At 50.2% G+C, this 13,866-nt stretch carries 12 protein-coding genes; 7 read left to right on the forward strand and 5 right to left on the reverse strand.

Annotated features, from left to right (window positions below):
• Positions 1 to 163: 163 nt before the first annotated feature.
• From ACO0LN_RS04940 to ACO0LN_RS04955, 4 genes are all read left to right on the forward strand, one after another.
• On the forward strand, positions 164 to 2,194 hold the full coding sequence (locus tag ACO0LN_RS04940) for a UvrD-helicase domain-containing protein (protein ID WP_422971538.1): 2,031 nt from the start codon (positions 164 to 166) through the stop codon (positions 2,192 to 2,194).
• 188 nt (positions 2,195 to 2,382) lie between these two features.
• A complete protein-coding gene (locus ACO0LN_RS04945; protein WP_422971540.1) occupies positions 2,383 to 3,123 on the forward strand; it encodes a substrate-binding periplasmic protein in 741 nt (246 codons plus the stop codon).
• Between the two features lie 22 nt (positions 3,124 to 3,145).
• On the forward strand, positions 3,146 to 3,769 hold the full coding sequence (locus ACO0LN_RS04950) for a pyridoxamine 5'-phosphate oxidase family protein (protein ID WP_422971879.1): 624 nt from the start codon (positions 3,146 to 3,148) through the stop codon (positions 3,767 to 3,769).
• A 122-nt stretch (positions 3,770 to 3,891) separates the two neighbouring features.
• Complete coding sequence (locus tag ACO0LN_RS04955; protein ID WP_422971542.1) at positions 3,892 to 4,812, forward strand: TraB/GumN family protein; 921 nt, start codon at positions 3,892 to 3,894, stop codon at positions 4,810 to 4,812.
• Between the two features lie 69 nt (positions 4,813 to 4,881).
• On the opposite strand, the gene ACO0LN_RS04960 is transcribed toward ACO0LN_RS04955, so the two are convergent.
• Both ACO0LN_RS04960 and ACO0LN_RS04965 read right to left on the reverse strand, forming a co-directional pair.
• Positions 4,882 to 6,429, reverse strand: a complete 1,548-nt coding sequence (locus ACO0LN_RS04960) for a DUF4214 domain-containing protein (protein ID WP_422971544.1) — start codon at positions 6,427 to 6,429, stop codon at positions 4,882 to 4,884.
• A 203-nt stretch (positions 6,430 to 6,632) separates the two neighbouring features.
• Positions 6,633 to 6,929, reverse strand: a complete 297-nt coding sequence (locus tag ACO0LN_RS04965) for a hypothetical protein (RefSeq protein WP_422971546.1) — start codon at positions 6,927 to 6,929, stop codon at positions 6,633 to 6,635.
• A 177-nt stretch (positions 6,930 to 7,106) separates the two neighbouring features.
• On the opposite strand from ACO0LN_RS04965, the gene ACO0LN_RS04970 reads away from it, so the two are divergent.
• Positions 7,107 to 7,445: an energy transducer TonB gene (locus ACO0LN_RS04970; protein ID WP_422971548.1), complete on the forward strand. Its 339-nt coding sequence runs from the start codon at positions 7,107 to 7,109 to the stop codon at positions 7,443 to 7,445.
• A 148-nt stretch (positions 7,446 to 7,593) separates the two neighbouring features.
• Positions 7,594 to 8,007 carry a hypothetical protein gene (locus ACO0LN_RS04975; protein ID WP_422971550.1) on the forward strand — a complete coding sequence of 138 codons (414 nt, stop codon included), beginning with the start codon at positions 7,594 to 7,596 and terminating at the stop codon, positions 8,005 to 8,007.
• 30 nt (positions 8,008 to 8,037) lie between these two features.
• Here ACO0LN_RS04975 and ACO0LN_RS04980 read toward each other — a convergent pair whose 3' ends face one another.
• Together ACO0LN_RS04980 and ACO0LN_RS04985 are read right to left on the reverse strand one after the other, a co-directional pair.
• Entirely contained in the window at positions 8,038 to 8,832 is a 795-nt protein-coding gene (locus tag ACO0LN_RS04980) for a substrate-binding periplasmic protein (RefSeq protein ID WP_422971552.1), read from the reverse strand.
• Between the two features lie 187 nt (positions 8,833 to 9,019).
• Positions 9,020 to 10,219, reverse strand: coding sequence for a GIN domain-containing protein (locus ACO0LN_RS04985; protein WP_422971554.1), 1,200 nt, complete (start codon positions 10,217 to 10,219; stop codon positions 9,020 to 9,022).
• 194 nt (positions 10,220 to 10,413) lie between these two features.
• Between ACO0LN_RS04985 and ACO0LN_RS04990 the strand changes: the two genes are divergently transcribed.
• A complete protein-coding gene (locus tag ACO0LN_RS04990) occupies positions 10,414 to 11,067 on the forward strand; it encodes a YcbK family protein (RefSeq protein WP_422971556.1) in 654 nt (217 codons plus the stop codon).
• A gap of 30 nt (positions 11,068 to 11,097) precedes the next feature.
• Here ACO0LN_RS04990 and ACO0LN_RS04995 read toward each other — a convergent pair whose 3' ends face one another.
• Positions 11,098 to 13,815: a M16 family metallopeptidase gene (locus tag ACO0LN_RS04995; protein WP_422971558.1), complete on the reverse strand. Its 2,718-nt coding sequence runs from the start codon at positions 13,813 to 13,815 to the stop codon at positions 11,098 to 11,100.
• Positions 13,816 to 13,866 lie beyond the last annotated feature (51 nt).

A 13,866-nucleotide genomic window follows, 5' to 3' on the forward strand; every position in this document is an offset into this window, starting at 1 on the left:
TTCACATATGGCGTAAGTCGTCGTGTGATTAATCATGCAAATAAGCCCTCAAGTAAGTGTCCGGTCTTAAAGGTTCCCTGGCTATTGCAGGCTACAATAGCGCCTGCAAGTTTTTGCGGATCAAACCGTCTCCCCTTATTGTTTTCCCATATTTTCGCCCCCTATGTCGCATGGCCTGAACACCCCCCAAAGTAATGCAGTCAAGTATATGGACGGCCCCTGCCTGGTGCTGGCCGGGGCGGGCTCGGGCAAGACGCGGGTGATTACCCAGAAAATCGTTAACCTGATAGAACTGCATGGCTATGATCCAAAGCATATCGCCGCCCTGACCTTTACCAACAAGGCCGCGCTGGAAATGCAGGAGCGTATCGCCAAACTGTTGGCCGAGCCGCGCCAGGCCAGGCAGTTGACGGTATCCACTTTTCATTCGCTGGGCGTCAAGATACTCAGGCAGGAAGCACAGGCTTTGGGCTTGAAAGACCGCTTTTCCATCATGGACAGTGATGACTGTTTTTCACTGGTGCAGGATCTGGCGATCACCACCGACAAGCAATTGATACGCCGCATACAGACTGCCATGTCCCTGTGGAAGAATGGCCTGGTCGATCCTGAGCTTGCGTTGAAGCAGGCGCAGGATGAAGACGAGGCGATTGCCGCCAGGGTCTATCGCAGCTATGTCGCCACCCTGTCAGCCTATCAAGCGGTGGATTTTGATGATTTGATACGCCTGCCGGTAGAGCTGTTCCGCAGCAATGAACAGGTGCGCGACAAATGGCAGCGCCGTCTGCGTTACCTGCTCGTCGATGAATACCAGGATACCAATACCTGCCAGTATGAACTGGTGAAATTGCTGGTTACTGGCGTGGGCAAAAAGCCCATGTTCACTGCAGTGGGTGATGATGACCAGGCTATCTATGCCTGGCGCGGCGCCACCATAGAAAACCTGACGACCCTGCAAGTGGATTTCCCTAATCTGGAAATCATCAAGCTGGAACAAAACTATCGTTCCAGCACCCGCATCTTGCAGGCGGCCAATTCTGTCATTGGTAATAATCCCAAGCTGTTTGAAAAATCGCTGTGGTCTGAGCATGGCCTCGGTGATCCGGTCAAGGTATTGGGCATGCAGGATGATGAGCAAGAGGCCGAGCAAGTCGCCATCATGATCTCTGCCCACCGCTTTGAGCGCCAGGCCAAGTATTCGGATTACGCGATCCTGTACCGTGGCAATCACCAGGCGCGCGTCATCGAGCAGGCCTTGCGGCGCGAACGTATCCCATACACGATATCTGGTGGCCAGAGTTTCTTTGACCGTGCCGAGATCAAGGACATCATTGCCTATCTGCGCCTGATCGCCAACGAAGACGATGACCCGGCTTTTATCCGCGCCATCACTACACCCAAACGCGGTGTCGGCCTGGCCACGCTGGAGGTGTTGGGTGAATTTGCCGGGCAATGGCAATGCTCGCTGTTTGCTGCCGTCTTCAAAGGCGGCATAGAAGCCAAGCTGCCTGACAAACAGCTAAGGCCATTACGGAATTTCTGCACCTTCATCAACCAGGTCGAAGCGCATGCCCACAGGGAAAGTCATGCCAGCGAATTGCTGGATGACCTGATGAAAGAAATCAATTACGAAGGCTATCTGTACGACAGCTTTGAAGACCGTGCTGCACAAAGCAAATGGCAGAACGTACTCGACTTTACCCAGTGGCTGAAAACCAAGGGTAGTGGCGGCAAGGACGGCAATGACGATCACCGCAGCCTGCTCGACCTGACCCAGATGGTGGCCCTGATGACCATGATGGAAGGCAAGGATGAAGAGCCGGATGCCGTGCGCATGTCCACCCTGCATGCATCCAAGGGATTGGAATATCCGCATGTGTTTCTGGTTGGCGTCGAAGAGGGCATCTTGCCGCACAAGGGCGACCCTGATGCACCGCCAGAGACCTATGCCGCGCGCATAGAAGAAGAGCGTCGTCTGATGTATGTGGGCATTACCCGCGCCCAGCGCAGCCTGCACATTACCTGGTGCAAAAAACGCAAACGTGCGGGTGTGCAGGTACATTGCGATCCATCCCGTTTTATCAAGGAAATGAAACTTGATGAAGGTGATGCCGTACCCGCAGAAGGCGAAGTCATGACACCCAAGGAAAGGCTGGCTGGTTTAAAAGCCTTATTGAGCAAACCCAGGGAATAATGCGCTGATTTGGTGCATTTTGAGCTCATGTTCAGGCAAAAATGTTAATATTGCCTCAGGCGCAAGGATAGTTAGCTCAGACAGCGTAGGTAAAATAGCTGGCGTCTCAAAAGAGTAGTCGTACTTTGCAAAAGGGATTTATGCACCGTTTGCTTGCTTTGCTTATGATGATGTCCTGCAATTTGCTCATGCAGCCAGCACAGGCGCGGGCGGCTTGTGAACGTGTGATCGTCTCGGCAGACCCTGCCTATCCCCCCTTGCACTGGTATGATGGCAAGCAGTTCCAGGGTGCCAGTATTGCCATCGTCACCCGCATTCTGACTGATCTGGGTTTGCCTTATGAATTACGTTATCTCGGGCCGTGGAAGCGTGTATTGAATGCCGCCCAGAATGGCAACATCGACATCATCGCCACCCTCAAAAATACCCCGGAACGCCGCAGTTTTTTATTGTTCAGTGAACTGGTGATGAATAATCCTGTGGCTGCCTTTGTAAAAAAAGACCGCCCTATGTCCTATGCAAAATGGGAAGACCTGGCAGGTTTGCGTGGTGGCATCGCGCGCGGCAACCGTTTTGGCTCCGCGTTTGATGAGTACATGGATAAGCGCCTGCACATCAACGAGACAGATAACCTGGAAACGGCCTTCAATATGTTGCTGGCAAACCGCTTTGATTATGTGATCACTGGTTATCATGTCGGTCAGGCTTATATGGCCTCGGCAAATATCGATGACAAGCTGGTTCCCCTGCAACCGTTTTTGATAGACTCACAAAACCTGTTTGGTTTTGTTGCACAAAGCCCCTGCGCTATTCATTTATCCGCTTTCAACAAGCAATTGGAGAAATTGCATAAAGAAGGTTTCATTGAACGTGCTTTGCTGCAGGCCCGCGCCGACTGGCGTAAAGCACCCGTTATAGGAAAAAACTGATTTCATGTCGAATTCACCATCAATATCTTCACCACCATCGCACCTGATCACCACGAGCGAACAACTGCAAGCCTTGTTTGATGTCGTCGGTGCTACATCCATCAAAAAGGAAGTGCCATATATTCACCCTCATTACCAGGCCATGATAGTAGCCTCACCCTTTGCGGTACTGGCGACACGCGGCCCTGATGGACTGGACGCATCACCCCGTGGTGATGCGCCTGGCTTCATCGTGGTTGAAGATGAAAAAACCTTGTTATTGCCTGAGCGCCGTGGCAACAACCGCGTTGATAGCTTGCGCAATATCCTGTTTGACCCACAGGTTGGGCTATTGTTTTTAATTCCCGGCGTGGGCGAGACTTTGCGCGTCAACGGCAAGGCCAGCATTTCTGTTGAGCCTGCTTTACTGGACAGGTTTGCCGTTGATGGCAAAGCACCCAAATGCGTGCTGCGCATCGCTGTTGATACCGTTTACTTTCAATGCGCACGCGCGATTATCCGCTCACACTTGTGGCAAAGTGCCGGTGAAAAAACGCCCGGCTTACCCAGCCCAGGCACGATACTGGCTGCACTGACCAATGCTGAAGTTGATGGCGATAAATATGATAGTGAGTTGCCCGCAAGGCAGCGTGCCACTTTGTATTGAACGCGACAATTGCAAGCGCGCCGCTGTTTTTAAGCAGTGTGCGAGCTTTCTGGTATCCTGTGCCGCCTGGCGCAATATCGTAACCAGCTCAGAACCAGCTCAGGGCCAGACCAAATAATGACATGGAACTTATGATAATGAAATTCAAGCCTACGCTTACTCAGTTAACACTCAAATATCTGGCCGCATTTGGTATTGCCATTGCCACCAGCAGTGTTTTTGCCCAGGCAGAGACGCCTGCCAAAGGTGTTTTCTGGGAAGTCAAATCAGATAAAAATACTGCCTATCTGTTTGGTTCCATCCATCTCGCCAAAGCCAGTTTCTATCCCCTGCCTGAGGCCGTTGATGCCGCGTATAAACAGGCTGACACCCTGGTAGTGGAAGTCGATACGACTGATACCAAGGCAGCAGAGAAAGCCATGCCTTTCTTTACCTATGCAGCACCAGACAAACTGGAAAACCATATCAGGAAGAGCACCTTTGAAAGCCTGCAATCCATGGTCGGCCCCGCGGCTGCGCAATTCCAGAGCCTGAAACCCACGATAGTCGCCACTGCACTGAGCATAGGCGTATTCAGGCAGCAAGGCTATGACGCTTCCAAAGGGGTTGATCTGCATTATGTCTTGCGTGCCAAGCAGGACAAGAAAAATATCATCGAACTCGAAAGCACGGCATTTCAAGCCAGTGTGCTGGGCGGCCTGGCCGACGAAGATGCAGACGCCATGCTGGCACAAACCCTGGATGGCTTGAAAAGTGGCGATACCCTGCGTGAAACCGCGGGCATGATCGCCGCCTGGAAAAGTGGCGATGCAGAAGGTCTGGCAAAAATCCTGCAAGAGGCAGCCAGCAAGGATGTCGGTTCGAAAAAACTCATGAAATTATTGCTCGATGACCGCAATCAGGGCATGGCAAAAAAAATCCTGGGCTTGCTGGAAGAAGGCAAGAAACTCTTTATCGTAGTCGGCGCAGGGCATTTGTCAGGTGCCAACAGCATTATCGAATTGCTGGAAAAGCAGGGCCTGGAAGTGAAGCAGATCAAATAGGCTGCTACACGCAATCTGCAAAAGGCGCGGGGCATGAGCTCTGCGCCTTTTGTTTTTATAGGTGTGTTGTTAGCCCAGCCACAAATTATATTCTATGCCGTTTTGTATGGAGCCCAGCACCTGTGCCTTGTTCTCTGCACTTTCACAAAAGCTCGCGAGTGCACTGGCAGGAGTGCTGACGCCGGAACTGAGTTCCTTATTCCAGTAATCAAAGCCAGCCTGGTCAGGTGCCCTGTGCAATACATTCTGGTAAAAATTTGTAATCAGCGTCGTTGTGGACGGGGTTGCACCATACAGCTTTTGAAATTCCGGTGACTGGAAGAACCCGGCAGCCACTGTCAGCAGGCTGGAACCCTTGTCCATGTCCGCTATCCAGTAACCCAGACCTGCCGCATCGGGTTTGCGGTCAAACGCTGCCTGATACAGCCGGTACATCTGTCCGGCGACACCTTCAATATCAAATGCAATCATCTTGTCGTTCAGTTGCACTCTTTCCACATTCAAGATAGAGGTGATGTCGCTGCTTACCATGTTGCGCAAGCTGATGTCCGTCGCATTTTTCTGTATCGTGAAGTTGGCGCGGTTGTCCTTGATGACGAGCAGGTCAAAACCCGCACCCCCATCCACGGTATCACCACCGCCATTGCTTTCAAACCTGTTGTTCGCGCTATTACCTGTCATGACATCGCTGAAACGTGTGCCAACCACGTTTTCTATGACAGTATCGAAGGCAATCGACAAATTATTTTGCGACACCGTATCGCTGGCCAGCCTGCCCACCGAGCTGCTGGAGCCGGGAGTGAGATTGATGGTCGCGGCAACCGTCAGGGCCGATAAATTGATGGTATCCACGCCACCTGTGTCATTGATTATCTTCAGCAGGCGGCCATCAGCATCCGTCAAATTGTAGGTAGTTGCATCAGCGTTATAAGCCTTGCCGCCATACAGGTATTTCAGGGCGAGGTAATCAAACTTGCCAAAGAAATCCCTCTCCTGGCCTTGCGGTGCTTTCACATAAGACATGACAGTATTGGCTTCGCTGTCTTCTGTCGCCGCCAGGAAATTGTCTGCTGTGGTTGACGCTGGTTCGCCCGCATTGTAGTTACCGGGATGCTTGAGTCCGATTGCATGGCCTATTTCATGTACCAGCGTGGCCCAGCTATTGGTGCCGGGAACGATATTGCTGAGATTGTCGCTGACTTCATTATTAAGATAAATGTCGCCGCTGGCCTTGGTATCGGCAGTATCCGGGTAAGTCGCATAACCGGCACTGGTGGAACCCTGAGCATTATTGCCCAGCCTGATGAAACCATAGCTGCTGCTGGTATCCGTCACCTCCTTGAAGGTGATGCCAAATTGCTGGGAAATCAAATCGAAGATTTTACGGGTAGCGACTTTCTGCTCATCGGTGAAAGTGCTGAAACCCTTCTTGTCAGAGTCTTGCGCATAATCCGGGGCGGCACTCATGAAGCTGTAACTGACTTCAACTGCCGTGCCCACCGGGCTGCCATTATTCCAGCGCGCCGTCGCTGAAGGCAGCAGCACATCTATCCTGTAGTCGCCGCTGTAGGGATTGACGATGACGGTATTTACTTGTGTTGAGACGGTGCCAGCCATGATGTTATTCCTTATAGTTGGGATAAAAAATCATCGTTGCGGTCAGGTCGGGCACCTTTTTCTCACTGTGACCTGGTGCCAAAATCTGGGTAAGCCTGGAGTCTGCAGCTTTGAGCAGGCGTCGCCTGACGCCAATATGCAGAATAGTTCAGCGACCTGAAAATGAAAGCGCAAAGGATGTTAAAAAAAGTGACTTTATCGCATCAGCGTAAGTGCTTCGTAAGAGCAGTTTTTTGAAGAAAAGGGAAAATAAATACTGCAGCGCGCGAGAAGTCTGTACAACATCCAGCCAGGTATAAAAAATGAAAAAAGTCAGGCAAATGTGTATCTGTTACAAAAAATATGAAAAATATTTTACTGGGATCAAATAAATTTTTTTGCACCAGCATGAAGAGCAAACGCAATATTGGCGGGCTTTTCGGCAGAATTTGCACAAGCGTGGAGAATTTCGGTAGCAAATCAAACCAGCTTGCTGCACTAAATAAATGCGTCATGAGCATTATGTTTTTTGGAAATAATGCCTATACGAATTATTGATTTTTTAGCGAAGTGCTGGCGACGTATATTGCATCCATCTGCCCATGATCAGCTCAATTCAGCGATGCACACATCGTAGTGAAAGCGCAGCAAATATCATGATGCAGTTGCAAATTCATTCATAACCTGAGGAGTTTATTATGTCCCCACATTTCCGCCTGTATGCCTTCGTCACTACCCTGGCTTTTGCCCTGGTCACCTTGCCTGCCTTTGCCATGGAAGCCAATGAGGCGTTTGCCGCATCTGGTTGCGAGGCTCCGAGCTACGATCAACGTGCATTGAATGATGAAGAACAGGGCCTGGTCAAGCTCAACTACCTCCTCAATGACAAAGGTACGGTGATCGATGCAAAAATTATTGACTCCAGTGGTTTTCGCAAACTTGACAAGGCATCCTTGCGTGCGCTGAAGGCATGCCGCTTCCAGGTCGGTGCAACACCAGGCTGGAACACCCTGGCATTCGCCTGGACGCTGAAATAATTGCATTAATTGCCTGAGACCTTGCGCAGGGCTTCATTGCTTCATTGGCTTGCGCAAGCGTACCCTTGCTGTTGATGAAATCAGTTGCGGGTATTTGTGTCAAAATGCTGTTTGAGCCTCATGGCATGGAAACGAATACAGCAAAATGATGTTAAATGACAAGCAGCAATCTGATCTGGCGCAAGATTTGCCAGAGCATCCGTGGGTATCTCTTGAAACTGCACTGGATGTTGAAGCCTGGATGGATTTGCAGCACCGCGAATTACAGCAGGCCTTGGGTGACAAGCCAACTACTGGCCAAGGCATCTGCCTGACGCTGCTACATGGCGGCGAACTCTACCTGCATACCAATTCCGATGGTGATGTCATGCTGGACCTGACAGAAGAAGCACAATGGGTAACGCCGGTATTGACAGCCGTGACCCGCAGTACTCCACCCAAGGGGCAGGTATGGGGTTTGCCAGGGCATGTACTGATACAACTGATACTGGGTTTGAATAGCCTGATCTCCAGTAGCCGTCTCGTATTACGCCATCAATACAAGGGTGCCCGCATAGCCTGAGAGCACCCACTTCTGCACTCATCTCCGCACTCACCTTGGCGCATAGATACGTGCCAGTTCGCCACTCTGGTGACCTTGCATGATGGCTTTGTCGATTTTTTGCAGCAGGCTGGCGTTACCATCAGCTCGCATGGCAATATGGATATCTACCGATGACACTGGTCTCGGCAATATGCAAAACAACTTGCTGTTTTCTTTGCTGTTTATTTTTTTATCACCATATTCTGCCGCGTATTGCTGGTTGATATGGTTTTCCAGCCTGCCTATATTGCCACTTGAGCTATATAGCAAGAAGGCATCCATGCGGCGCATGCTTAATTTTCTGAAACGCCCCAGGTTATTGCCGGTGTCATTTTCTACCTTGAACAAGTCATTGCTGAGGCGGTCAAATTCTTCTCCATAGCTGGTGCCGCGTACGATACCTATGGTTTTGCCTTTCAGGTCGTTGATAGAATTGAAAGCAAACCTGGAATTGCAGAGCGTCACCAGCAGGGCCTGGTCGCTAAAGATGGGGGCGCTGAACTTGAAGCTGCGCAAGCGTTCGCGGGTTTTGGACATTCCAAAGATCAGGCCTTCACCCTTGGCCGCATTCTCCACTGCTCTTTTCCAGGGGTAGCGCCTTACTTCAAATTTGAGCTTGGTATGTTGCTCAAGGTAGCGCAATAATTCCACGACTTCAACAGTCAAGGGAATGACATTGCCTTTGCCATCCAGTTCTTCGCTCATCAACAACACCACTCCGGGTTTTGTTTGTGCATGTGCCACACTGACCCAGCCGGCGCAAACCAGCAAGATGCAACACAATAAACGTGTATAACTTGGCATTATCGACAGGGTTTGAAAGCATACTCCTCATCTTAGCGCAAATTATCTGCTTTGACTGTTGGTGGCTGTCCGCAAAAGCCAGCCGGATGTGTAAAGCTTGTTAAATATGGCAAATCATTGTTGCGCTCCCAAAAAGCAAAAAGGGTTCACGCAAGGCATGAACCCTTTTGAATTCAGATTAACTTGTTTAATTCGCTACGCCATTCCTGTCTATCTTGACGATGCGTGAGCCACCGGCTTTCTTGACATTGACCTCAGCCTCACCCGGCCCAGTAACCTTGATACTGGCACTGTCTAGCAATAAATCGCGGGCATGCAAGTCACCACTGCCAGTCAGTTTTGCGCTCAGGCTTTTGGCTGTGCCTTTCAGACGGGTTTCACCCGGGCCGTTCATCATGACTTCCAGCGCGGCTTCCGATTGCAATTCCACATCAAAATCACCAGAACCGGAATTTTCCAGCTTGAATATGCCTGTAATGCCGCGATAACTCTGGTTCGACGGACCATTGTTGACGATCTGTAAATCCCTGATTTTCAAATGATCTGCATTGACATCGCCAGAGCCGCTGCTGGTCAGGGTCAAGACGGTAATCTCACCACTCAGACTCAGCTCACCCGGGCCATTGCTGCGTATGCTGGCCTGTTCTGCCCTGATGTCCTCGATTTGTATATCGCCAGAGCCAGACATGTCCAGTTCCAGCGCCTTGATCGTTCCTCCCAGTTTCACGTCAGCAGAACCATGCTGCACCAGCTTGACGGGAACAGATTGCAGATTATCAACACTTAAGCCGCCACTACCGTTGATGCTGGCATCCAGTGACTGGCTCACAATATTCATGTGCGTATCACCAGAACCATGGAATTCGACCTCAGCCTTGCCGGCCTGCAGTTGCTGCAAATCCATGTCGCCACTACCGTTGGACATCAATTTCAGAGCATTCACCTTGCCAGTGATCTTCAGGTCGCCGGAGCCGTTCAGGTTCACGGCCAGGCTGTCTGCCTGCAGGTCACGTACCTCTATATCACCGCTGCCATTATTATTGATACGGTTCAGGCCACTGGCAGTGACCCTGATCGTGCCGGGACGGTTGGTCCAGGTAAAGCTATAGGATTTGCGCTTGCTGCGTATGATCAGGACCTTGTTTTCCACCACGGTTTCAATTTCCGGTACCAGGTTGTCGTCGCCACTGACTTCCAGCGACGGGGTAGAACCATTCGTGACGATCACATCAAAAAAACCGGAATTTTCTATGGCGCTGAACTCAGTCACCGCACGTTTCTCGGTAATCAGTTTGCCACTACCCTTGATGGCATCGCCATTGACCCTGACTTCGCAGCCGCCGAGCAAGACTGTCAACAGCGCCAGACATCCTAAAGATTTGATCATGATATCGTTTTGTAATAAGAGTTATTGGATGCTTCTAGTGTAATGTTGTTTTGTGCGGAGATCACAAGCCAAAAAGACAGAATGCAAATTCTGTGTGACCAAGCGTAAATTTGCCGGATAAAGCGCAATGCTTTGATTATCATGACGATATACACTAAGCTGGCTTTTATTTCATCTATCCCAGAAATCACAGAATGACATTGACGCGCCGCCAATTACTAAAGAAAGGGCTTTTGCTCGGCACCACCGCATTAGCCGGTCCGCATGCCATCCTGCATGCTGCTGATATTCCTAACGTTGGCAATGAAAAACATGCGCAACCAACCCCACCGCCTGATCTGTTCGACTCACAGGCGCTGGACATAGAATTCTGGGTCAAGCCCCGCACCATGGACCTGATACGCCCTGCCACAGGCGAGCGCAGCAAGATACTGTACTGGAAAGACGGCGAAGTGTTGGAGTCAGCCTACCAGCAACTGTGCCACATCCTGCGCGACGTCAATGGCAAGGAAACTGCTCCCATCGACCCCAAACTGCTGGAAACCCTGTGGGCCACCCAGGCTTACATCGCCCGTTTTGGCATGACCAGACCGCTGGAAATCCTGTCTGGCTACCGTACCCAGGCATCCAATACTCGCCTCATAGAACAGGGCGTACCCGCAGCCCGCAAATCCCTGCACATGGAAGGCAAGGCCGCCGACATCCGCATTCCCCAGCTACATGAAGAAATCCTCGGTGAACTGATACAAAGTTTCCGCCAGGGCGGCGTCGGCTTTTACTACCGCCAGACCGCCCAGGGTGGCTGGATACATACTGACACTGGCCTGCAAAGAAGCTGGAAGGGCTGAGTTTGGTCGAAAGGCTCAGCACATCGCTTGCTACGGGTTTTTTGATATTTTACTGGCATCCCCAGTGCTGACTATACTCCAGCGCTCTGGTTGCAGATATCGTTTGCTGGCCGCGTTCAATTGTTCCAGGCTCAGATTTTGCAGCGCCATGTCCCGTTTGACTTGCCATGTGTAATCAACTCCCCGGTGTAACAGCCCACTCCACTCCGTGGCCAGGTATTCATTATTGTACCTGGCTTGTAACTTCAAACGGCTTAACGCAGATTTGGCAACTTCCAGTTCATTTTGTGTAAAACCATGCGTTGCCAGCAAGTGCATTTCTTCTAGTACGGCCTGCCTGAGTTTGTCTATATTCGGGCTGGCAGCACTGGCCGTGATTTCCCAATTGCTGACGGCATCCGTGGAGTTAGGCATCAGGCTGGAAGTGACACCATAACTCCAGCCTTCCTTGAGACGTACCCGTTTGCCCAGTCTTGATACTACAGGGTGGCCACCCAACAAATAGCTGGCAACACTCAAGGCCGTATAGTCAGCATCGTTAATGCCGACTGGCACATCCAGTCTCGCCAGGAAAACACCATTATCTTTGCCTGGGGTATCAATAAATTTGTGCAACGGTGCCCGGTCGATAAAACTTTCGTGCGCAGCCTGATAGGGGGATTTGCTTTCCCATGCTTTGAATTCTTGTTCCAGTATCGCTTTGGCTTCTTCCGTATCAAAATCACCGACGATGGCAATATGACCATTGCTGGCACCATAAAACTGCTTGTGAAAATCAATCAGGTCGGTGGCCCTGACGGCATTCAAGGCAGTGATCACTTGTTGTGCCGTTTCCAGAGCCCTTACATCTCCCTGGGGATAATTATTGAAATGCCTCGCTATTTCGTCCCTGGCCTGGCGCTCCGGCGTACTTGCGGCTTTACTCCATGTCCGCTTTTCGCTGGAGATTGCATCGTAGGCATGTGCCAGGTTAGGTTCTTTCAGGTTTTTTATCATCAATTGCAGAGCTTGTTTCAGGTGCGCCCTGTCCGTGGAAAACTTGGTGATGCCGCCACGAATATGCGCTTTTTCGCGTTCAGCCTCCAGGGTTTCCTTGCCATAAGAATTCGTGCCATTCGGCAAAACCTGGGCGGTCATGCGCTCTATCCAGCGTTTGCCTGCCAATGATTTCTCATCTCCCCAGTGCAGGTTCAACTCGACCGACACTTGCTGACCACGTGTGGGTTTAGCCAGGAAGGCTGCTTCTATATTCCCTATCTTGAACCTTTGTGTGTTTTGTAGAATATTTTCAGCGGAGGTATTGAATTCGAGAACGGATGCGTATTCATCGCGATGGGAAAATTTCTTGAGTATTTCACTGGCCTGGGGAACCGGAGGTATGCTGCTATCTGTACTCTTTTCTTCTGACAGCAACATGCCAGTGGTGCGGTTTTCCCTGACAAAATAGCGTAGTGCAGCTTTTTGTATTTGCTCCGTCGTCATACTGACTATACGATCCTTTTCCAGAAACATCATGCGCCAGTCACCGGCAGCGATGTATTCTGAAATCCAGAAATTCAGAACTTGCGGGTCATTCATTGTTGCTGAAAAACCGTTCACATATTTGCTCTTGAAAAATTCCAGCTCTTGTTGCGTCCAGGTATTTTTGCCAAAACTCTCTATCACTTTGGTTATAGCTTTGGCGCTGTTTTCATCATTACTGCCAGGTGCCTTACTGTAACCAAAGAAGATTAAGCCATTCTGCGCTGACCCCTCCAAATGAAAGCCTAATCCCAAATTAGCAGGAATTATTTCACCAGCCTCATTATGCAATTCTCTGTTTGAACTCAACATGCGCGCTGCAAAATTCAAGCTGGTATGATCTGCATGCAAAAGTGACGGGATGTGATAAGCCAGTATGACTGCATCGGCATTGTCTTTTTTCCTGAGGATGATCTGGCGCTCACCTTGCTGTGCTGGCTCTATCGTAGGGATGCCCGGCAAGGCAGATTGAGGCTTGGGAATACTGCCAAAGTGGCGTGAAATAGTCTGTAGCAACTTGCCAGTATCAAACCTGCCTGCCACCAGCATTACCACATTATCAGGCCGATAATATTGATGATAGAGCTGCTGTAATGATTCCAGGTTCACATTTTCTATATCACTTTTTTCACCGATGACGCTATGACCATAGCCATGCCAGTCAAAAGCCACGGCTTGCACCCTCCGCTTCAGCGATTCATAAGCATTGTTTTCTCTTAGTTCCAGTTCATTGCGTACTACCGTCATTTCTGTATCGAGTTCAGACTTCAGTATCTGTGCATTTTGCATGCGGTCTGCTTCCATGCTCACATACCAGTTGAGGTCACTGTCGTTAGTTTCAAAGTTGGCGAAATAAAACGTACGGTCGGCAAATGTCATGGCATTTGTACGCATGCCTTTTTCACTCATTTGCTTGAAAAGTCGCGGGTAATTTTTACTGCCCTTGAATAACATATGCTCAAGCAAGTGAGCATAACCACTTTGTCCTGCACCCTCGTCTTTGGAGCCGACCAGATAAGTCATGCCCACGGTCGTAGTCGACGTGGAATGATCAGGCATCAGCAAGAACCGGAAACCATTAGGCAAGCGATATTCACTGATACCCTCAATAGTCTGCACATGCACCATGTTGGCAGGCAAGGCTGGTGTTGCCAATACCTGACTGCGTGCCGTGAGCGTGCACATGGCAAGAGTGAATACAAGAACCTGATTTCTAAAGAGCCGCATGATGATTACTTGAAATTGGAAAATAAAAAAACCGGAAATCGCTGATTTCCG

Origin of the sequence: Undibacterium sp. TC9W (assembly GCF_049339865.1) — a bacterium.
In the GTDB taxonomy this organism is placed as follows: Bacteria; Pseudomonadota; Gammaproteobacteria; order Burkholderiales; family Burkholderiaceae_D; genus Undibacterium.

Bases quoted from the DNA above. Each gene is read 5' to 3' on its own strand.
- ACO0LN_RS04940 (WP_422971538.1), top strand. From the start codon at position 164: ATGTCGCATGGCCTGAACACCCCCCAAAGTAATGCAGTCAAGTATATG.
- ACO0LN_RS04945 (WP_422971540.1), top strand. From the start codon at position 2,383: ATGCAGCCAGCACAGGCGCGGGCGGCTTGTGAACGTGTGATCGTCTCG.
- ACO0LN_RS04955 (WP_422971542.1), top strand. From the start codon at position 3,892: ATGGAACTTATGATAATGAAATTCAAGCCTACGCTTACTCAGTTAACA.
- ACO0LN_RS04960 (WP_422971544.1), bottom strand. From the start codon at position 6,429: ATGGCTGGCACCGTCTCAACACAAGTAAATACCGTCATCGTCAATCCC.
- ACO0LN_RS04965 (WP_422971546.1), bottom strand. From the start codon at position 6,929: ATGCTCATGACGCATTTATTTAGTGCAGCAAGCTGGTTTGATTTGCTA.
- ACO0LN_RS04970 (WP_422971548.1), top strand. From the start codon at position 7,107: ATGTCCCCACATTTCCGCCTGTATGCCTTCGTCACTACCCTGGCTTTT.
- ACO0LN_RS04975 (WP_422971550.1), top strand. From the start codon at position 7,594: ATGTTAAATGACAAGCAGCAATCTGATCTGGCGCAAGATTTGCCAGAG.
- ACO0LN_RS04980 (WP_422971552.1), bottom strand. From the start codon at position 8,832: ATGCCAAGTTATACACGTTTATTGTGTTGCATCTTGCTGGTTTGCGCC.
- ACO0LN_RS04985 (WP_422971554.1), bottom strand. From the start codon at position 10,219: ATGATCAAATCTTTAGGATGTCTGGCGCTGTTGACAGTCTTGCTCGGC.
- ACO0LN_RS04990 (WP_422971556.1), top strand. From the start codon at position 10,414: ATGACATTGACGCGCCGCCAATTACTAAAGAAAGGGCTTTTGCTCGGC.
- ACO0LN_RS04995 (WP_422971558.1), bottom strand. From the start codon at position 13,815: ATGCGGCTCTTTAGAAATCAGGTTCTTGTATTCACTCTTGCCATGTGC.